This is a genomic window from Avibacterium avium, from assembly GCF_900454535.1.
Classification (GTDB): domain Bacteria; phylum Pseudomonadota; class Gammaproteobacteria; order Enterobacterales; family Pasteurellaceae; genus Avibacterium; species Avibacterium avium.
Window position 1 is genome coordinate 1,781,495 of sequence record NZ_UGSP01000001.1, and the last position, 19,365, is coordinate 1,800,859.

The 19,365-nt window shown below is 42.7% G+C and carries 20 protein-coding genes and 1 other annotated feature; of the genes, 17 read left to right on the forward strand and 3 right to left on the reverse strand.

What is annotated here, in order from left to right:
* The first annotated feature begins 22 nt into the window (after positions 1-22).
* The 17 genes from DYC50_RS08665 to hda all read left to right on the forward strand — a co-directional run bounded on the left by DYC50_RS08665 (position 23) and on the right by hda (position 15,238).
* Positions 23-1,273 (forward strand): aromatic amino acid transporter, encoded by a 1,251-nt coding sequence (locus DYC50_RS08665; RefSeq protein ID WP_115249842.1) that lies wholly within the window; start codon positions 23-25, stop codon positions 1,271-1,273.
* Positions 1,274-1,351: 78 nt separating this feature from the next.
* Entirely contained in the window at positions 1,352-2,095 is a 744-nt protein-coding gene (locus DYC50_RS08670; RefSeq protein ID WP_115249843.1) for a class I SAM-dependent methyltransferase, read from the forward strand.
* An 89-nt stretch (positions 2,096-2,184) separates the two neighbouring features.
* Positions 2,185-2,322: a sequence feature (His leader region), on the forward strand.
* Positions 2,323-2,353: 31 nt separating this feature from the next.
* Positions 2,354-3,253, forward strand: coding sequence for an ATP phosphoribosyltransferase (gene hisG / locus DYC50_RS08675; protein ID WP_115249844.1), 900 nt, complete (start codon positions 2,354-2,356; stop codon positions 3,251-3,253).
* Between the two features lie 47 nt (positions 3,254-3,300).
* Positions 3,301-4,599, forward strand: a complete 1,299-nt coding sequence (gene hisD / locus DYC50_RS08680; RefSeq protein ID WP_115249845.1) for a histidinol dehydrogenase — start codon at positions 3,301-3,303, stop codon at positions 4,597-4,599.
* Between the two features lie 69 nt (positions 4,600-4,668).
* The gene (gene hisC, locus DYC50_RS08685) at positions 4,669-5,724 is read left to right on the forward strand and encodes a histidinol-phosphate transaminase (RefSeq protein WP_115250194.1); all 1,056 of its coding nucleotides are present in this window, start codon (positions 4,669-4,671) and stop codon (positions 5,722-5,724) included.
* The gene (gene tnpA / locus DYC50_RS08690; RefSeq protein WP_115249846.1) at positions 5,725-6,177 is read left to right on the forward strand and encodes an IS200/IS605 family transposase; all 453 of its coding nucleotides are present in this window, start codon (positions 5,725-5,727) and stop codon (positions 6,175-6,177) included.
* A gap of 232 nt (positions 6,178-6,409) precedes the next feature.
* Positions 6,410-7,504 carry a bifunctional histidinol-phosphatase/imidazoleglycerol-phosphate dehydratase HisB gene (gene hisB / locus DYC50_RS08695; protein WP_115249847.1) on the forward strand — a complete coding sequence of 365 codons (1,095 nt, stop codon included), beginning with the start codon at positions 6,410-6,412 and terminating at the stop codon, positions 7,502-7,504.
* Between the two features lie 29 nt (positions 7,505-7,533).
* The gene (locus DYC50_RS08700; RefSeq protein ID WP_103854216.1) at positions 7,534-8,547 is read left to right on the forward strand and encodes a PDDEXK nuclease domain-containing protein; all 1,014 of its coding nucleotides are present in this window, start codon (positions 7,534-7,536) and stop codon (positions 8,545-8,547) included.
* 15 nt (positions 8,548-8,562) lie between these two features.
* Positions 8,563-9,156 carry an imidazole glycerol phosphate synthase subunit HisH gene (gene hisH, locus DYC50_RS08705; RefSeq protein ID WP_115249848.1) on the forward strand — a complete coding sequence of 198 codons (594 nt, stop codon included), beginning with the start codon at positions 8,563-8,565 and terminating at the stop codon, positions 9,154-9,156.
* A complete protein-coding gene (locus DYC50_RS08710) occupies positions 9,156-9,650 on the forward strand; it encodes a protein disulfide oxidoreductase (RefSeq protein WP_115249849.1) in 495 nt (164 codons plus the stop codon). Before hisH ends, DYC50_RS08710 begins: the two co-directional genes overlap by 1 nt.
* A gap of 23 nt (positions 9,651-9,673) precedes the next feature.
* Positions 9,674-10,423: a 1-(5-phosphoribosyl)-5-[(5-phosphoribosylamino)methylideneamino]imidazole-4-carboxamide isomerase gene (gene hisA / locus DYC50_RS08715; RefSeq protein WP_115249850.1), complete on the forward strand. Its 750-nt coding sequence runs from the start codon at positions 9,674-9,676 to the stop codon at positions 10,421-10,423.
* Entirely contained in the window at positions 10,405-11,184 is a 780-nt protein-coding gene (gene hisF, locus DYC50_RS08720; protein WP_115249851.1) for an imidazole glycerol phosphate synthase subunit HisF, read from the forward strand. The genes hisA and hisF overlap by 19 nt, the downstream gene beginning before the upstream one ends.
* 1 nt (position 11,185) lies before the next feature.
* A complete protein-coding gene (hisIE, locus tag DYC50_RS08725; RefSeq protein ID WP_115249852.1) occupies positions 11,186-11,812 on the forward strand; it encodes a bifunctional phosphoribosyl-AMP cyclohydrolase/phosphoribosyl-ATP diphosphatase HisIE in 627 nt (208 codons plus the stop codon).
* Positions 11,813-11,821: 9 nt separating this feature from the next.
* Positions 11,822-12,325: a chorismate--pyruvate lyase family protein gene (locus DYC50_RS08730; protein WP_115249853.1), complete on the forward strand. Its 504-nt coding sequence runs from the start codon at positions 11,822-11,824 to the stop codon at positions 12,323-12,325.
* 138 nt (positions 12,326-12,463) lie between these two features.
* Complete coding sequence (gene upp / locus DYC50_RS08735) at positions 12,464-13,090, forward strand: uracil phosphoribosyltransferase (RefSeq protein WP_103854208.1); 627 nt, start codon at positions 12,464-12,466, stop codon at positions 13,088-13,090.
* 98 nt (positions 13,091-13,188) lie between these two features.
* A complete protein-coding gene (locus tag DYC50_RS08740) occupies positions 13,189-14,442 on the forward strand; it encodes a nucleobase:cation symporter-2 family protein (protein ID WP_103854207.1) in 1,254 nt (417 codons plus the stop codon).
* Between the two features lie 106 nt (positions 14,443-14,548).
* Positions 14,549-15,238: a DnaA regulatory inactivator Hda gene (gene hda, locus DYC50_RS08745; protein WP_342766838.1), complete on the forward strand. Its 690-nt coding sequence runs from the start codon at positions 14,549-14,551 to the stop codon at positions 15,236-15,238.
* A 52-nt stretch (positions 15,239-15,290) separates the two neighbouring features.
* On the opposite strand, the gene DYC50_RS08750 is transcribed toward hda, so the two are convergent.
* The 3 genes from DYC50_RS08750 to alr all read right to left on the reverse strand — a co-directional run bounded on the left by DYC50_RS08750 (position 15,291) and on the right by alr (position 19,363).
* Positions 15,291-16,460, reverse strand: a complete 1,170-nt coding sequence (locus tag DYC50_RS08750) for a 3-phenylpropionate MFS transporter (protein WP_115249855.1) — start codon at positions 16,458-16,460, stop codon at positions 15,291-15,293.
* Between the two features lie 139 nt (positions 16,461-16,599).
* The gene (pgi, locus tag DYC50_RS08755) at positions 16,600-18,246 is read right to left on the reverse strand and encodes a glucose-6-phosphate isomerase (RefSeq protein ID WP_115249856.1); all 1,647 of its coding nucleotides are present in this window, start codon (positions 18,244-18,246) and stop codon (positions 16,600-16,602) included.
* A 31-nt stretch (positions 18,247-18,277) separates the two neighbouring features.
* Entirely contained in the window at positions 18,278-19,363 is a 1,086-nt protein-coding gene (gene alr, locus DYC50_RS08760; RefSeq protein ID WP_172459080.1) for an alanine racemase, read from the reverse strand.
* Between the last annotated feature and the right edge of the window lie 2 nt (positions 19,364-19,365).

A 19,365-nucleotide genomic window follows, 5' to 3' on the forward strand; every position in this document is an offset into this window, starting at 1 on the left:
TATTAAACTTATAGGTGAATTTATGAAAAAAAATCCTTCCTTATTTGGCGGTGCAATGATTATCGCTGGCGGCACCATTGGTGCAGGAATGTTGGCAAACCCTATTGCCACTTCTGGCGTGTGGTTTATCGGCTCTATTTTGATCCTTTGCTACACTTGGTTTTGTATGACCACATCGGGCTTAATGCTACTTGAAGCCAACTTGCATTATCCCACAGGGGCAAGTTTTGACACCATTGTGAAAGACTTGCTCGGTAAAGGCTGGAACGTGCTAAATGGACTTTCCGTGGCGTTTGTACTCTATATTCTCACCTACGCTTATATCACCTCTGGCGGCGGTTTGACGGAAAGTTTTCTGAATCAATTATTTAGCAGCGAACAAAGTGCGGTAGAAATTGGGCGTGTTTCTGGATCGCTGATTTTCTGTGCGGTACTCGCCTTTTTCGTGTGGTTTTCCACCAAAGCAGTGGATCGCTTTAGTACCGTTTTAATCGCGGGAATGGTAGTCGCCTTTTTGCTTTCTGTAACCAATTTATTAGGAATGGTAAACACTGATATTTTGCTTGATAGCCTAGCCACAGAAAATAGCCAATACCTACCATTCGCTCTTGCTGCCTTGCCAGTGTGTTTGGTATCTTTCGGATTCCACCAAAATGTGCCGAGCTTAGTGAAATATTATGATCGCGATAGCAGCAAAGTGACCAAATCTATTATTTACGGCACATTTATCGCGCTTATCATTTATATGCTCTGGCAGCTTGCCATTCAGGGCAATTTGCCGCGTAATGAATTTATCCCAGTGATCCAAAAAGGCGGCGACATTGCAGCATTACTTGAAGCCTTGAATAGCCAAATTCAAACAAATTTTGTGGGCTTAATGTTGCGTTTCTTTGCTTATATGGCGATTGCCAGCTCATTCCTTGGCGTAACCCTTGGTTTATTTGATTACATTGCGGATTTATTCAAATTCGACAACAGCAGCGCGGGCAGAACAAAAACCGCAGTAATCACCTTCTTACCGCCGTTGATTTTAAGCCTGCTTTTCCCTTATGGCTTTGTGATCGCCATTGGCTACGCAGGACTTGCGGCGACCATTTGGGCGGTGATTATTCCTGCGCTTCTTGCCAAAGCTTGCCGCGCGAAATATCCAAATCAAACCTACCAAGTTTATGGTGGCAACGGAATGATTTACTTCGTTATCCTGTTCGGTCTGCTCAATATCTTTATTCAACTGGCTGATCTCTTTGGCTTGTTACCAGTATTTGGCAGATAAACCTAAATCCCTTAAAATAGGCTTAAATTTCAACCATTAGCACGGGAAACCGTGCTAATTTTTTCTATAGAAAACAAAATGAAAACCTCCGTTTACGATAAAAAAGGCTTTTTTGAGCTTTACCAAAAATTACGTCAAAACCCTATTAGCCTGAATGAAATTGTGGAAAAACCCACAATGCTAAGTTTACTGCCTGATTTAACAGGCAAAAAGCTGCTCGATCTGGGTTGTGGAATGGGTGAGCATTTGCAGCTTTATTTGCAAAAAGGCGCAGAATTTGTGGCGGGAATGGATTTATCTCAAGCAATGTTGCAGCAGGCGGCAAAAAATCTCGCTGAAAAACAACCGCACTTTGCATTGCACCAGCTTGCGATGGAGCAGCTAAATACCTTGCCTGATGACAATTTTGATGTGATTACCAGCTCTTTCGCCTTTCATTATGTGCAGGATTTTCCCCAGCTGCTTGCGGATATTTATGCCAAGCTCAACACCAATGGCACGCTTATTTTCTCACAAGAACACCCCATTGTAACTTGCTATCAAGGCGGTGAGCGTTGGGAAAAAGATCAGCATAAACAACAGCTTGCTTATCGTTTAAATTATTATCGCGATGAGGGCGAACGACAGCGAAATTGGTTCAAGCAACCTTTTAAAACCTATCATCGCACCCTTTCTACCATTGTGAATGATCTGATTCGCGCAGGTTTTCAAATTGAAAAAATGGCTGAACCAATGTTGGCAGATCAGCCCGAATGGCAGCAAGAATTCAAGGATTTACAGCATCGCCCTGTGTTACTTTTCATTAAAGCGAAAAAAAGTTGAAAATTTTGCTTGCATAAAAAATTTTTTTTGCATAGATTAATAACCAGTTAGTTTTTGGAGAAACACAAAATGAATTTTAATCGCAACACTCATCATCACCATCACCCTGAATAATCTTTCAGGCGATGGCTATTGCTTGGAAGATAGGACTTCCGAGCGAGTGTTGCCAATCCTACTAATTTAAAAATTAGCGATCTCTCGGAAGTTTCTTTCGAGAGATTTTTTATACCCAATATTTTTAATTAGAAGGAAAACACAATGACTAACCCAACTCGCTTAAGAATCGCCTTACAAAAGAAAGGTCGCCTCAGCAAAGATTGCGCCGAGCTGCTCAAGCAATGTGGCGTAAAAATTAACTGGAACGAACAACGTTTAATCGCTTATGCGGAAAATATGCCCATCGAAATTCTGCGCGTGCGTGATGACGATATTCCCGGCTTAATTTTTGACGGCATTGTAGATCTCGGCATTATCGGCGAAAACGTGCTGGAAGAGGAAGAACTCGGCAGCCTTGCCACAGGCGAAAGCGTGGCTTACAAAAAATTACGCACCTTAGATTTTGGTGGCTGCCGTTTATCCTTAGCCATTGATCGCGATCGCACTTACAACGGCGTGCAAGACTTCGCCAACTGCCGCATTGCCACCTCCTACCCTAATTTACTCAAACGCTATATGAACGAACAAGGCGTTGCCTTCAAAAGCACTCTGCTCAATGGTTCGGTGGAAGTTGCCCCGTCCGCAGGTTTAGCTGATGCCATTTGCGATCTAGTGTCATCAGGCGCGACCCTTGAAGCAAACGGCTTAAAAGAAGTGGAAGTGATTTATCGCTCCACAGCGTGCTTGATTCAACGTAAAGAACCGTTATCCAGCGAAAAACAAGCCCTTGTGGACAAACTACTCACCCGCATTCAAGGCGTACAACAAGCGGGCGAATCCAAATACATTATGCTTCACGCCCCTAAAGCACAGCTAGAACGCATTATCGCCCTACTGCCGGGGGTGGAAAACCCAACCATTCTGCCCCTTGCGCACGATGAAAGCAAAGTGGCACTACACGCCGTTAGCCAAGAAACCCTGTTCTGGGAAACAATGGAACAGCTCAAAGCCGAAGGTGCAAGCTCCGTGTTAGTACTGCCGATTGAAAAAATGCTGGCATAAAGTGCGGTGAAAATTTACGAAATTTTAAAGAAAAATAAGGAAGAATTATGCAAACGCTTATTTGGAAAAACTTAACGGAACAAGAGAAACAACAAGCCCTGATGCGCCCTGCCCTTTCCGCCGCTGAGAGTATTAAAGACGCAGTCAATGCTATTCGTGATAATGTGCAACGTAACGGTGATAAGGCGTTATTTGAACTCAGTAAGAAGTTCGACAAGGTTAAATTAGACAACCTGATTGTATCGCAACAAGAAATTCAAGCTGCTACAGCACGCTTACCCGAAGCACTCAAAACCGCTATTCAAAATGCAAAAGCCAATATTGAACGCTTTCACCAAGCACAAATTCCACAAGCGGTGGATATTGAAACGCAGGCTGGCGTACATTGTCAGGTGGTTACTCGCCCAATAAATCGCGTTGGATTGTATATTCCGGGGGGATCAGCACCGCTTTTTTCAACTGTGTTAATGCTTGCTATTCCTGCCAAAATTGCGGGCTGTAAAAAAATCGTGCTTTGCTCTCCCCCACCGATTGCCGATGAAATTTTATATACAGCAAATTTATGTGGCGTAGAAACCATTTATGCAGTGGGTGGCGCGCAAGCCATTGTGGCAATGGCCTTTGGCACGGAAACAGTGGCGAAAGTGGATAAAATTTTCGGCCCCGGCAACGCCTTTGTTACCGAAGCCAAACGCCAAGTGAGCCAAGCACTGAACGGCGCTGCTATTGATATGCAAGCAGGCCCCTCTGAAGTCTTGGTATTGGCAGACGAAAATGCCGATCCCGATTTTGTCGCCAGCGATCTGCTCTCACAAGCGGAACACGGTGCAGATAGCCAAGTGATTTTGGTAACCCCAAGCGAAACGTTAGCAAAAAGCACCGCACTTGCCATCAAACGCCAACTTGCCCAATTACCCCGTGCTGAAACCGCACGACAAGCGTTGTCCCACAGCCGTATTTTTATTGCCGAAGACTTAGCGCAAGCAGTGGAAATCAGCAATCAATACGCCCCAGAACATTTGGTGGTGCAAGTGGAAAACGCCCGTGCCTTGCTCGATCAGCTGGATAACGCAGGATCGATTTTTCTCGGCGCATACAGCCCTGAAAGTATGGGCGACTACGCCAGTGGCACCAACCACGTTCTACCCACCTATGGCTACACCCGCACCACGTCTAGCCTAGGCTTAGCGGATTTCAGCAAACGAATGACCGTGCAAGAACTCAGCCCACAAGGCTTCCAAGATCTCGCACCAACAGTGATCCAAATGGCCACCGCCGAACAGCTCGATGCCCATAAAAATGCCGTGTTAGTGCGGTTGGAGAAGTTGCAAAAGGAAAATAGCTAGAAACAGTTGCAAAAAATGCAACAGCTTAAAACTGCGGTCAAAAAACAAAAATTTTTAGAGAGAACAAAAATGACAATCACAACATTATCACGCAAAAATATTCAAGCCTTAACCCCTTACCAATCGGCGCGCCGCTTGGGGGGCAAGGGCGATGTGTGGCTTAATGCCAATGAATGCCCGCTTTCCCCTGATTTAAATTTGCAGCTGCGCCACTTTAATCGTTACCCTGAAGCGCAGCCTGAAAAACTGGTGAATGCTTATGCTGCTTATGCGGGGGTGGCACCTGAAAATGTACTTGTTACACGTGGCGGCGATGAAGGCATTGAGCTGATTATTCGTGCCTTTTGCGAAGCGGACGATCAGGTGCTTTATTGTCCTCCAACTTATGGAATGTATGCCGTGAGCGCAGAAACCTGCGGTATCACAGCAAAAACCGTGCCATTAACGGCAGATTTTCAGTTAGATTTAGCCAATATTGCAAATAATCTTGCCAAGGTGAAAGTGATTTTCGTCTGTAGCCCAAATAACCCCACTGGCAATCTTTTACGCCGTGCGGATTTAATCCAATTATTAGAAATGACTAAAAACCGTGAGATCGTAGTGGTGGACGAAGCCTATATTGAGTTTTGCCCTGAAAGCACGATGGTGCAAATGCTGACAAACTACCCACATCTTGCCATCATTCGCACCCTTTCCAAAGCTTTTGCTTTGGCTGGATTACGTTGTGGTTTTACGCTTGCCAATCAAGAACTTATCGGCGTATTACAAAAAGTGATCGCCCCTTATCCAATTCCCGTACCGGTTTCGGATCTTGCCACACAAGCCTTATCGGAACAGGGGTTGAGTGAAATGCAAAATAATGTCACGAAAATAAAAGCTCAACGCCAATGGTTGATTGAACAATTAAAAGGCTTGCCACAGGTAGAAGATATTTTCCCGAGCGAAGCCAATTATATTTTAGTGAAATTTAAAAATGGCAACGACATATTTAAATCACTTTGGGAACAAGGCATTATTTTACGCAATCAAAATAACGCCTTAGGGCTAGAAAATTGTATCCGAATTACCGTGGGAACAGCCGAGGAAAATTTACGGGTGGTTGAGGCAATAAAGGAGCTAAATTAAATGAGTTATACCAAACTTTTTTACCATATCATTTTTCGCACAATGCAGAGTGTTCCTGCAATTTGTGAAAATTATGAAAAAGAGCTTTATCATTATATTTGGTCTTTTTGTCAACAAAAACATTGTGTTTTACATCGTATAAATGGAATGCCCGATCATTTACATTTATTTGTAGAAATACATCCTAGTATTTCAGTAGCTAGTTTCGTAAAACAATTAAAAAATGCAACACATAAATGGATAGAAAAACACCCGCACTTTTTCCCTGATTTTTATGCGTGGTCAAAAGGTTATTGCGCATTAAGCTATAACCAAAATGATAAAGATAAAATTATTAACTATATAAAAAATCAGAAAAATCATCATAAAAAAGAGAGTTTTGATGATGAAATTAGGATATTACTCAATAATCATAACATTAATATAACTGAATATTTCTATGATGATATTTAGTTTCACCTAGTACGAGCCGTACTAGGCTAAATCAACTCAGCACCGCTGGTGCTAAAAGCCACAGCGTGGCTTTGCTTAACGAACCTATACGGCTCATATGGAAAAACCCACCTAGCACGAGCCGTACTAGGTTAATTAACTTAGCACCACTGGCGCTAAAAGGCACAGCGTGCCTTTGTTTAACTAACCCCATACGGCTCGTATGGGGAAAAATATAAAAAGGAAAACTAAAATGACACAGCAATCAATCTTATTTATCGACCGTGATGGCACATTAATTGACGAACCGAAAACAGATTTTCAAATTGATCGTTTAGAGAAATTAAAATTTGAAAAAAATGTGATTCCTGCGCTATTAAAATTGAAAAAGAAATATCGTTTTGTGATGGTTTCAAATCAAGATGGCTTAGGCACGGATTCCTTTCCTAAAGAGGATTTTGATAAACCGCATAATGCAATGCTTGATCTTTTCCGTTCACAAGGCATTGAATTTGACGATATTTTAATTTGTCCGCACAAGCCTGAAGACAACTGCCAATGTCGCAAACCCAAAACGAAATTGCTGAAAAAGTATATTGAAAAGCAGTTATTTGATCCTGCCACCAGCTTTGTAATTGGCGATCGCGCTACCGATGTGCAACTGGCAGAAAACTTAGGCATTCAAGCTCTTCAATATCACCCAGAAAAACTCAATTGGGATCTGATTGCCGAAAAACTGTTGAACGAGCCTGTAACCAATATTGGCGAGCGCCAACCGCGCTATGCTGAAGTGGTACGCAAAACCAAAGAAACCGACATTAAAGTGCAAGTTTGGCTAGATGAAACAGGCGTAAATGAAATTCAAACAGGCGTGGGATTTTTCGATCATATGCTTGATCAAATTGCCACCCACGGCGGTTTTAGAATGAACGTAAACTGCAAAGGGGATTTACACATTGACGAACACCACACCGTGGAAGACACCGCACTTGCGCTCGGCACGGCGTTGAAACAAGCCATTGGCGACAAACGAGGCATTGCACGCTTTGGCTTCGTGTTACCAATGGACGAATGCAAAGCAGAATGTGCGTTGGATCTTTCAGGGCGTCCTTATTTCAAATTCAAAGCCAAATTTAAACGAGAAAAAGTGGGCGATTTCAGCACGGAAATGACGGAACATTTTTTCCAATCCCTTGCATTTACAATGCTCGCCACCTTACACTTAAAAACCAGTGGAGACAACGATCACCACAAAATCGAAAGCCTGTTTAAAGTATTCGGACGGACATTAAGACAAGCTATTCGCATTGAAGGGAATGAAATGCCGAGTAGTAAGGGTGTTCTTTAATTATTACCTTAGATTTCAAGGAATTAGAAATGCTAACCAACACAACCATCATTACTGATATTAAACAAATCATCGCGCAATCCCGTGAAAATGCGGTGAGAGCGGTGGATTTTCAGCGCGTGCTGATGTATTGGCACATTGGCAAGCGTATTTTTGAAGAAGAACAGCAAGGGCAAGAGCGGGCAGATTATGGTGTTTATTTGATTAAATCTCTTGCAAAGCAATTGCAACCTGAGTTTGGCACAGGATTTTCAGCTCGTCAGTTAGAACGCTATCGTCAATTTTATCGCACATTTCCAATTGCGTCCGCACTGCGGACGCAATTAAACTGGACGCAATATAAAAGTTTAATTTCAATTAACGATCCCGATAAACGCGAGTTTTATATTGGTGAAAGCATCAAAAATAATTGGAGTTCTCGCCAGTTAGAACGCCAAATCAACAGCAGTCTATACGAACGTTTATTATTGAGTAACGATAAAGAAACCGTGCTTGCAGTGGCGAATAATCAGCTTATCCCTAGCGATCCGAAACAGATTATAAAAGATCCGATGGTGTTGGAATTTCTTGGTCTGCAACGTGAAAGTGCTTATTACGAAAAAGATCTTGAACAAGCCATTATTACTCACTTACAAGAATTTTTACTTGAATTAGGCAACGGCTTTTCTTTTGTGGCTCGTCAGAAACGTTTACATCTTGATGGCGATGATTTTTTCGTGGATCTCGTTTTATACAATCGCTTGCTGCAATGCTTTGTGATTATCGAAATCAAAACCCACAAATTAACTCATCAGGATTTGGGGCAGTTGCAAATGTATGTGAATTATTTTGATCGGGTTGAAAAACTGCCACGAGAAAATCCAACCATTGGCATCTTATTATGTGCGGATAAAAATGATAGCGTGGTGAAATTTTCTTTACCTGAAAATCAACAGCAAATTTTTGCCAGCCAATATCAACTTTATCTGCCGTCAGAAGAATTATTACTAACAGAAATACGCAAAGAAATCGAAAACTTTGAACAAAAACAACAAGAAAGCTAGGAAATTCAGAAAACGATGCAAACCATTACTATCATCAACACAGGCTGCGCTAATCTTTCTTCGGTGAAATTTGCGTTTGAGCGCTTGGGCTATCAGGCGGAAATTACCGATGATTTAGCCAAAATTCAAAGTGCAGAAAAACTCATTTTGCCGGGGGTGGGAACGGCGTCAGCCGCAATGCAAAGTATGCAATCTCGACAATTAATTGAAACAATTCAACAGCTCACGCAGCCTGTATTAGGCATTTGTTTGGGAATGCAGCTAATGACCGATTATTCTGCTGAAGGTGAAATAGAAACCCTTAAATTAATTAACGGCAACACGCAACGCTTGCCAAATAAAGGGCTGCCATTGCCGCATATGGGCTGGAATAAGGTGCATTATCGGGATAATCACCCGCTCTTTAGCGATATTCCGCAAGATAGTTATTTCTATTTCGTGCATAGTTATGTGGTGTTGCCGAATGAAAATACTATTGCCACCTGCGATTATGGCGTACCATTTTCTGCGGCGATTGCAAGAAATAACTTCTACGGCGTGCAATTTCACCCCGAGCGTTCAGGCAAGGTGGGCGAACAATTATTGCGGAATTTTATGGAAAATCTGTAATGAATAAAATCAAAAGTGCGGTGAAAAATCTGCTCATTTTTGCCTTATTATTTGGTGCGATCTCTTTCGCGATGGATTATTGGCGGCGGCCTAATGCCCCAGAAAATGCTTTGCAACAGACTTTGCTTGCATTGAATGGGGAAAGCGTTCAGTTAGCTAAACTCAGCAAAGAGAAACCTGTCCTACTCTACTTTTGGGGCAGTTGGTGCAGTATTTGCTCGCTCACTTCACCAAGCATTGCAAGCCTTGCCAACGATGGCGTGCAAGTGGTGAGCGTAGCGTTAAAATCAGGCAATGATCAGGCGGTACAAGACTATTTACAGCAACACCAATATGATTTTTTGACCGTAAATGATCCAAAAGGGACGCTTTCCGCCCAATGGCACATTCAGGTTACGCCAAGCATTATCATTATTAAAAACGGCAAAATCGTTCATACCACCACAGGATTAAGCAGCCCATGGGGCTTGAAATTACGTTTATGGCTTAGTTAATAAAAACAAAAGAGAACACAACAATGAAAAAAACATCACAAATTATCCCCGCACTTGACCTTATTGACGGCAAGGTGGTGCGGTTGTATCAAGGGGATTACGCGCAGCAAACACAATATAGCGACAACCCCATTGCACAATTTCAGCATTATTTATCGCAAGGGGCGAAGCAGTTGCATTTGGTGGATTTAACCGGTGCGAAAGATCCAAGCCAACGCCAAACTAAACTTATTGGCGAAATCATTGCCGCCACACAAGCTAATATTCAAGTAGGCGGTGGTATTCGCACAGAGCAAGATGTGGCAGATTTATTATCTGTCGGGGCAAATCGTGTGGTGATTGGTTCAACGGCGGTCAAACAGCCTGAAATGGTGAAACAATGGTTCGCTAACTATGGTGCGGAAAAATTTGTTCTCGCCTTAGATATTCATATTGTGAACGGTGAAAAACGCATCGCCATTCACGGCTGGCAAGAAACCAGCCCGCTAACGTTAGAACAAGTGATTGACGATTTCCGCCAAGTGGGCTTACAGCACGTTTTATGCACCGATATTTCTCGAGATGGCACATTGCAAGGCTCAAATGTCGCCTTATACCAAGAAATTTGTGCTGCTTTCCCACAAATTGAATTTCAATCTTCAGGCGGCATTGGCTCACTCGCAGATATTGCGGCATTAAAACAAACTGGCGTGGCTGGCGTGATTGTCGGACGCGCTTTACTAGAAGGAAAATTTGACGTAGCGGAGGCAATCCAATGTTGGCAAAACGCATAATCCCTTGTTTAGACGTTCGTGATGGGCAGGTTGTGAAAGGCGTGCAATTCCGCAACCACGAAATTATCGGCGATATTGTGCCGCTAGCAAAACGTTATGCAGAAGAGGGGGCGGACGAACTGGTGTTTTACGACATCACCGCCTCATCAGACGGACGTACGGTGGATAAAAGCTGGGTGGAACGTGTGGCGAAAGAGATCAATATTCCGTTCTGTGTGGCTGGGGGAATCAAGACTATTGCCGATGCGGAGCAAATTTTCACTTTTGGCGCGGATAAAATTTCGATAAATTCCCCCGCACTTGCCGATCCCGAGTTAATCTCTCGCTTGGCGGATCGCTTTGGTGTGCAAGCCATTGTGGTGGGGATCGACACTTGGTATGATGCCGAACAAAATAAATATTGGGTGAACCAATACACAGGTGATGAAAAACGCACCCGTCAAACCCACTGGCAAACACTAGATTGGGTGCAAGATGTGCAAAAACGCGGTGCAGGCGAGATTGTACTGAATATGATGAACCAAGACGGCGTGCGTCAAGGCTATGATTTAGTTCAACTGAAAAAGGTGCGGGATGTGTGCAACGTACCACTGATCGCTTCAGGAGGAGCGGGCGAAATGGTGCATTTCCGTGATGCCTTTATTGAAGCCAATGTGGACGGCGCGCTAGCTGCAAGCGTGTTTCATAAGCGGATTATTGATATTGCGGAATTAAAACGTTATTTACGCAATGAGAATATTGAAGTGAGATGTGAGGAATAAAATGACAAATCAATTATTAACAAATAAAATCAACTGGCAAAAAGTGGGCGGTTTGTTGCCTGTTATTGTGCAAAATGCCCGCACTTGTGAAGTGTTAATGTTAGGCTATATGAATGCGGAAGCCCTTGAGAAAACGCTTGCAGAACAACGTGTTACTTTTTATTCACGCACAAAACAACGCTTATGGACGAAAGGGGAAAGTTCAGGACATTTCCTTAATGTGGTGGATATGAGTTTGGATTGTGATAATGATGCCCTATTAATTCTTGCCGATCCCATTGGTGAAACTTGTCATACAGGGGCGGAAAGTTGCTTTCATCAATTTGAAAAACAAAGCGAGCCTGATTGGATCTTTTTTAGCAAATTAGAACGTTTGATTGCCAGCCGCAAAGGCGCTAATCCTGAAAGTTCTTACACCGCGCATCTGTATTCCCGTGGCACGAAACGCATTGCGCAGAAAGTGGGGGAAGAAGGCGTGGAAACTGCGCTGGCGGCAACCGTAAAAGATCGCGAAGAAACCATTTGCGAGGCGGCGGATTTGGCCTATCATTTAACGGTGTTATTACAAGATGCCAATTTAAGCTGGGCGGATATTATCGCTAAGCTGAAAGAACGTCATCAAAAATAAGTCTAAAAAATGGATTTTGAACGTTATCGTCAATTACTCGCTCGCCCTGATTGGCAAACATCAGGGCATTTTGCTGCACCTGAAATTGCCCAGTGGGTGCAACATCAAGGTTCGCTAACGCAGAAATTGCAGCAAGCCTGCCAGCAACTTAGCGTAGAAGTGATTTATCAAGGCTGGCAAGAAAACTTAAGCGAAAAAATTTCACCAAAAAGCACCGCACTTGAGCAAATTTGGTTACGCGAAGTATTACTGAAAGGCGATGGCACGCCGTGGATTTTTGCGCAAACGACACTTCCTGAAACCACCGTGCAGAATGTGGCGCAATATGTGCTTCAACTGGGTGAACAGCCTATTGGTTTGTGGTTATTTAAACAACCTATGCAGCGTGTTTCGCTATATTGGCGGCAAGATCCTGAAACGGGGCTTTATGCGCGCTATTCTGATTTTGATCTCAAAGGCTATCCTTTACAAATCAAAGAGTTATTTCTCGCAGAGTTTCCTTTTCCTGCCTAATTTTTCCTTTATATAAAAAATCAGTGAAAACGCACCGCACTTTTTTCACTGATTTTGCATAATTTCGCTGTTCATTTTCGTTACTTTGATTTAGAATTTGTCGATTTTATTTTTACGGGTCGAAATAAGGGGTTACAGATGAAAATTGTTGAAGTCAAACATCCATTAGTCAAACACAAATTAGGTCTAATGCGTGCCGCTGATGTTAGCACCAAAGATTTCCGTGAATTAGCCACGGAAGTGGGTAGCTTGCTCACCTATGAAGCAACAGCAGATTTAGAAACGGAAAAAGTCATCATTGACGGCTGGTGCGGCCCTGTGGAAGTGGATCGCATTAAAGGTAAGAAAGTAACCGTTGTGCCAATTCTGCGTGCAGGTTTGGGAATGATGGACGGCGTGTTAGAACATATCCCAAGTGCGAGAATTAGCGTGGTGGGAATGTACCGTGATGAAGAAACTCTTCAACCTGTGCCTTACTTCCAAAAACTTGCCAGTGATTTAGAAGAACGCTTAGCGATCGTGGTCGATCCAATGCTGGCGACAGGCGGTTCAATGATTGCAACCATTGATTTGTTAAAAGAAAAAGGCTGTAATCAAATCAAAGTGTTAGTGCTAGTGGCAGCACCTGAAGGGATTGCGGCGTTAGAAAAAGCGCACCCAGATGTGGAATTATACACCGCTTCTATCGATCAAAAATTAAATGAGCAAGGCTACATTATCCCGGGCTTGGGTGATGCAGGCGATAAGATTTTTGGTACAAAATAACCTTTTTTAGAAACGGCATTTATGCCGTTTTTTTCCGCGCGTTTTATGCAAATAAAGCGTTTTTTAAAGTTAATTCAGACAGAGAGTTGAAACTTAAAATGACAAAAACCAATCCAAATGCACCTGTCGAGGTGGAAAGTAAAGCGAAGCAGGCATTTGTCGGCTTGCAAATGTTGTTTGTGGCCTTTGGCGCGTTAGTGCTTGTGCCGTTAATTACCGGGCTAGATGCCAACACCGCCTTATTAACCGCTGGCGTGGGGACATTGCTTTTCCAATTATGCACAGGCAAACAAGTGCCAATTTTTCTGGCGTCTTCCTTTGCGTTTATTGCCCCAATCCAATATGGCGTGGCCACTTGGGGCATTGCGGTAACAATGGGCGGACTTGCCTGCACGGGCTTGGTGTATTTCGCACTAAGTACCTTAGTTAAATTAAGAGGTGCAGAAGCGCTGCAAAAAGTGTTCCCGCCTGTGGTGGTTGGCCCTGTGATCATTATTATCGGTATGGGATTAGCGCCTGTGGCGGTGGATATGGCGTTAGGCAAAGGTTCCGCCTATGAATACAATGATGCAGTGCTTGTTTCAATGGTTACCTTGCTGACTACCCTTTCCGTTGCAGTATTCGCGAAAGGTATTATGAAATTAATCCCGATTATGTTTGGGATCACCGCAGGTTATGTGCTGTGCTTATTTTTAGGTTTAATCAATTTCCAGCCTGTACTAGACGCACCTTGGTTCAGCCTGCCAAATATCACCACGCCAGAATTTAAACTTGAAGCGATTTTATATCTCTTACCTATCGCCATTGCGCCTGCGGTTGAACACGTTGGCGGTATTATGGCGATTAGCTCGGTAACAGGTAAAGATTTCCTAAAAAAACCAGGTTTACACCGCACTTTATTGGGTGATGGCGTGGCAACCACTGCGGCTTCATTATTAGGCGGCCCACCAAATACCACTTATGCTGAAGTGACTGGCGCGGTGATGCTAACACGCAACTTCAATCCAAATATTATGACTTGGGCTGCGGTATGGGCGATTGCTATTTCTTTCTGCGGAAAAGTAGGCGCATTCCTTTCCACCATTCCAACTATCGTGATGGGCGGCATTATGATGTTGGTGTTTGGCTCGATTGCTGTTGTGGGAATGAGTACCTTAATCCGTGGTAAAGTCGATGTTACCGAAGCACGCAATCTGTGCATTATTTCTGTGGTGATGACCTTTGGTATCGGTGGAATGTTCGTGAACTTCGGCGAAATTTCACTAAAAGGCATTAGTTTATGTGCGGTTGTGGCGATTATTCTTAACTTGATTTTACCGAAAGCGAAAGATCAGGTCGAAATTCAAGAATAAAATTCCACCAAATTCAACGCAGAAAATAGGGGTAGGCTTTATTTATCCCTATTTTTTTTGTATATTCTTACCGCACTTTAGTTTACGAACACATTGGTTATTAGATTTGCAGTTACCGCTTCCCATTCATCAAATTGATGAAGAAACCCTTGAGAATTTTTATGCCGACAATAATTTATTGTTGCTGGATTCCTTGCATAAAAATTTTGCTGATCCGAAACAGCAGTTTTTCTACGTTTGGGGATCAGAAAGTAGCGGAAAAACCCACTTGCTAAAAGCCTGCTCCAATGAATTTTTAGTGCAGCAACGCCCTTCTATTTATGTGCCATTGAGCAAATCGCAATATTTCTCCCCAGAAGTGCTAGAAAATTTAGAACAGCAAGATTTAGTTTGCTTAGACGATATTCAAGCAGTGATCGGCAATGATGAATGGGAACTAGCCATTTTTGACCTAATTAACCGTATGCGCGAACAAGGGCGAGGCATTTTGCTCATCAGTGCTAATCAATCACCAAACGCGCTGCCAGTGAAATTGCCTGACTTACGATCTCGCTTGTCTTGGGGGGAAAGTTACCAGCTCGCACCTTTAGATGACGAGCAGAAAATCAAGGTATTGCAACAAAAAGCCCATTCTCGTGGCATTGAATTGCCTGATGAAACAGCTAATTTTCTGCTTAAACGCCTTGATCGCGATATGCACACCCTATTCCAAGCACTGGCAGATTTAGACAAAGCGTCTTTACAGGCGCAACGTAAACTCACCATTCCTTTCGTGAAAGAGATTTTGCAGTTATAAATTTGCCACAAAATCTCACCGCACTTTTTATTTCAGCGTGCTTTCCGCACTTTTAGGCTTGAACCCTTTCTTTAAGATCCACAGCAAAACGTTTTGGCACTAAGAATAGTGCTGGAATAACAAAAATCGCCATTAATACAAAACTCATTTGCGCAGAATAAGGATAAACAATACCTGAAATAAAGGTAAATAATGCCATCATAATACAGCTGGAACTCGCAAAATAAATACTTTGCAATTTTGGAATCATCTCACTTGGCTGAGAAGTAATATAGCGAATGATAGCCAAATGCCCCATTGCATAAGTGAATGCGTGCAGAATCTGCGCAAACATCAACAAACTGAGATCCGTTGTATAAGCAATAGTTAGCCAACGAATAATGGCGGCGGTTGCGGAAAAAAGCGTTAAATAATGAATTTTCCAATTTTTCAGTAAGCCTTTAGAAAAATAGAAAAAGATAATTTCTGCAATCACCCCTAAGCTCCACAGCAAACTAATTGATGACGTGCTAATGCCATTCGCAGACCAATAAATTGTACCGTAAGCATAACAAGCCGCGTGAGATCCTTGAATTAACGCAGTGGCAATCACCATTCTCAACGTGGTTGGATTTTTTAATAGCGTCAAATAGCGTACTGAAGAAATATTTTTTTCCTGCTGATCTTCTTGAAAACGCTGAGTAGGATTAAGGCTAATTCCCAATCCCCAAAATACCAAATAGCCAATAATAATACCGATAATCGCACTCTCACCTAGCCAACCAAGCAAATAGCCTGCAGTCATAGATCCCACCACAAAGGCAAAAGATCCAAATAGTCGGCTTTTTCCATAATCCATTCCTAACTGACGATGCCAGCTTGCGGCAATGGTATCGCACACAGGCATAATCGCACCATTTAACATATGAAATACGGCTAAAATCGGCAACAATAGCCAAACAGACTGCACCGCCCAACTCACCGCAAGCAACACCGCAACACTCAACCAAGTAAGCAAGCGTGTTAATGGAATAAGCTGATCGAGATGGCGTAAATTTTTAGTAAATGCGATCGCGCCAGCAAAACGGCATAAATACCCCAATGAAATCAAACTACCAATTAATTCCATATCATAGCCGTATTGCTGCAACCAAATCGGCAAAAACGGAACAATCACGCCATAAGCGCAATAAAAACCAAAGAAATTAAAAGATGACCACTGAAAAGGTGTGAGTTTCAACATAATTCATTATAAAAAATCCAACGTACGCTTATTATACGTTCGACTACGGGATATCTAAAGGGGATTATGATAAGAAAAAAGTGCGGTGAAATTTTTTACATTTTTTCACCGCACTTTTGCTTTATTATTTAGAAATGAATTAACGCCACTCTTTGTATTGGTTGATTAAACCGTTGGTTGAGCTGTCGTGGCTGGTGATTTCGTTGTTGTTTTCAAGCTCTGGTAAAATTCGGTTGGCGAGCTGTTTGCCAAGCTCTACGCCCCATTGGTCAAAGCTGAAAATGTTGAAGATTACACCTTGGGTGAAGATTTTGTGTTCGTACATTGCAATGAGTGCGCCCAAGCTAAATGGGGTGATTTTTTGCAATAAGATTGAATTGGTTGGTTTGTTACCTGTAAACACTTTAAATGGCACGATGTCTTTCACTTCATCAAGGGATTTGCCCGCTTTGACAAATTCTGCTTCCACTTCTTCTTTGCTTTTGCCGAAAGCAAGTGCTTCAGTTTGGGCGAAGAAGTTAGACAATAATTTCAGATGATGATCTGAAAGTGGGTTGTGGGTTTGCGCTGGCGCAATGAAATCACAAGGAATTAAAATTTTGCCTTGGTGAATTAATTGATAGAACGCGTGTTGTCCATTTGTACCCGGCTCACCCCAGATAATTGGGCCAGTTTGGTAATCCACCACTTTACCATCGCGTCCTACATATTTTCCGTTTGATTCCATATTACCTTGTTGGAAATAGGCAGCGAAACGATGTAAATATTGGTCATAAGGCAAAATAGCTTCTGTTTGTGCACCAAGGAAATTGGTGTTCCATAATCCCACTAAGGCAAGAGTCGCTGGGATATTTTCAGCCAGTGGCGCAGTGCGGAAATGTTTATCCATTTCGTGCGCACCTGATAACAAGGCTTCAAAGTTTTCAAAGCCGATAGAAAGGGCGATAGATAAACCGATAGCTGACCATAAGGAATAGCGTCCGCCAACCCAATCCCAGAATTCAAACATATTTGCGGTATCAATGCCGAATTTTTCCACTTCTTTTGCATTAGTGGAAAGTGCGGCAAAATGTTTTGCAATATGTGCTTCATCTTTCGCACTGGCTAAGAACCAATCACGGGCAGAATTTGCGTTGGTCATTGTTTCTTGCGTGGTGAAAGTTTTTGATGCTACTAGCACTAGGGTGGTTTCTGGATTGACTTTTTTCAAGGTTTCCGCGATGTGCGTGCCGTCCACGTTAGACACAAAGTGCATATTGAGGTGGTTTTTATAAGGACGCAAGGCTTCAGTTACCATATAAGGCCCTAAATCCGAGCCGCCGATGCCGATATTAATCACATCAGTGATCGCTTTGCCTGTGTAGCCTTTCCATTCACCTGAAATCACACGGTCGCAGAAAGATTTCATTTTAGCAAGTACAGCATTCACTTCTGGCATTACATCTTTGCCGTCCACCAATACAGGCGTATTTGAACGGTTACGAAGTGCGGTGTGTAAAACAGCACGATTTTCCGTGCGGTTGATTTTTTCCCCAGTGAACATTGCTTCTGTGGCTTCCTGCAAACCACATTCTTCCGCTAATTGACGTAATAACTCTAAAGTTTCTTGGGTAAGGTTATTTTTTGAGTAATCCACCAAAATCTCGTTATCAAAGGTTAAAGAATAATCTTTAAAACGATTGGGTTCTTGTGCAAATAATTGCTGGATCGTGGTTTCACCTAGGTTGTTTTTGTGTTGTTCTAAGGCTTTCCACGCGTTAGTGGTGGTTGGGTTGATGTTTTTCATTTGAGTTTCCTTTTATCAAGTTTAATTAAAATTAATCAACATATTCCGTCAAAACTCGTGGGGTGAGTTTTGTTATTAATTCATAACTTAAAATGCCGCTTATTGCTGCGATTTCTTCAATAGGTAATTCCTTACCCCATAGGATCACTTCATCGCCCACTTGATCTTGGCTGTCTTTGCCAAGATCAACGGTGAGCATATCCATTGATACTCTGCCCACGATTGGTACAAGGCGACCATTAAGATAAACCGGCGTTCCCATTGGCATATCTCTTGGATAACCATCACCATAACCAATGGCGACCACGCCAATTTTCGTGTCTTGTTCACTCACCCATTTTCCGCCATAGCCTACAGGCTCGCCCTTTTTATGCTCACGCACCGCAATCAGTGATGAAGTTAGCGTCATTACAGGAATTAAGCCGTATTCTCGGCTTGGCACATTGTTCGGCGAAATGCCGTATAAAATAATTCCGGGGCGAATCCAATCTAAATGAGAATCTTGCCAGAATAAAATTCCCCCTGATGCTGCAATGCTACGCTCCCCTGCTCTATTTTCGGTAGCTTGAAGAAAGGCGTTAAGTTGTTTTTGCGTGTAATCAGATTCTAATTCATCAGCGCGGCTAAAATGGCTAACAAAACCAAAGTGCGGTTCAATATTTGGACATTTTTCAAGGGCTTGGCAAAATTCTTCCACTTCATCTAAGGCAACACCAAGGCGGTGCATTCCTGTGTCAATTTTAAGCCAAACTTTAATCGGGTTAGGTAAATCGGCTTGCTGTAAGGCTTGTAATTGTTCTTTGTTATGCACGATAGTTTGGATATTATTTACCGCAATAATCGGCAAATCTTTGGCGCGGAAAAAGCCTTCTAATAATAAAATGGGCTTGGTAATGCCGTTGGAACGCAGCGTAAGCGCTTCTTCTAAACGTGCCACACCAAAGCAATCGACCAATTCTTCCAGCACGGACGCCACAAAGGCCACGCCGTGTCCGTAGGCGTTGGCTTTTACCACTGCGATCACTTTGCTATTTGGCGCTTTTTGTTTGATCACTTCGATATTGTGTCTTAATGCGTGCGAACTAATTTTTGCTGTTGCGGGTTTTACATCAATCATAA

Bases quoted from the DNA above. Each gene is read 5' to 3' on its own strand.
- DYC50_RS08665 (WP_115249842.1), top strand. From the start codon at position 23: ATGAAAAAAAATCCTTCCTTATTTGGCGGTGCAATGATTATCGCTGGC.
- DYC50_RS08670 (WP_115249843.1), top strand. From the start codon at position 1,352: ATGAAAACCTCCGTTTACGATAAAAAAGGCTTTTTTGAGCTTTACCAA.
- hisG (WP_115249844.1), top strand. From the start codon at position 2,354: ATGACTAACCCAACTCGCTTAAGAATCGCCTTACAAAAGAAAGGTCGC.
- hisD (WP_115249845.1), top strand. From the start codon at position 3,301: ATGCAAACGCTTATTTGGAAAAACTTAACGGAACAAGAGAAACAACAA.
- hisC (WP_115250194.1), top strand. From the start codon at position 4,669: ATGACAATCACAACATTATCACGCAAAAATATTCAAGCCTTAACCCCT.
- tnpA (WP_115249846.1), top strand. From the start codon at position 5,725: ATGAGTTATACCAAACTTTTTTACCATATCATTTTTCGCACAATGCAG.
- hisB (WP_115249847.1), top strand. From the start codon at position 6,410: ATGACACAGCAATCAATCTTATTTATCGACCGTGATGGCACATTAATT.
- DYC50_RS08700 (WP_103854216.1), top strand. From the start codon at position 7,534: ATGCTAACCAACACAACCATCATTACTGATATTAAACAAATCATCGCG.
- hisH (WP_115249848.1), top strand. From the start codon at position 8,563: ATGCAAACCATTACTATCATCAACACAGGCTGCGCTAATCTTTCTTCG.
- DYC50_RS08710 (WP_115249849.1), top strand. From the start codon at position 9,156: ATGAATAAAATCAAAAGTGCGGTGAAAAATCTGCTCATTTTTGCCTTA.
- hisA (WP_115249850.1), top strand. From the start codon at position 9,674: ATGAAAAAAACATCACAAATTATCCCCGCACTTGACCTTATTGACGGC.
- hisF (WP_115249851.1), top strand. From the start codon at position 10,405: ATGTTGGCAAAACGCATAATCCCTTGTTTAGACGTTCGTGATGGGCAG.
- hisIE (WP_115249852.1), top strand. From the start codon at position 11,186: ATGACAAATCAATTATTAACAAATAAAATCAACTGGCAAAAAGTGGGC.
- DYC50_RS08730 (WP_115249853.1), top strand. From the start codon at position 11,822: ATGGATTTTGAACGTTATCGTCAATTACTCGCTCGCCCTGATTGGCAA.
- upp (WP_103854208.1), top strand. From the start codon at position 12,464: ATGAAAATTGTTGAAGTCAAACATCCATTAGTCAAACACAAATTAGGT.
- DYC50_RS08740 (WP_103854207.1), top strand. From the start codon at position 13,189: ATGACAAAAACCAATCCAAATGCACCTGTCGAGGTGGAAAGTAAAGCG.
- DYC50_RS08750 (WP_115249855.1), bottom strand. From the start codon at position 16,460: ATGTTGAAACTCACACCTTTTCAGTGGTCATCTTTTAATTTCTTTGGT.
- pgi (WP_115249856.1), bottom strand. From the start codon at position 18,246: ATGAAAAACATCAACCCAACCACCACTAACGCGTGGAAAGCCTTAGAA.
- alr (WP_172459080.1), bottom strand. From the start codon at position 19,363: ATGATTGATGTAAAACCCGCAACAGCAAAAATTAGTTCGCACGCATTA.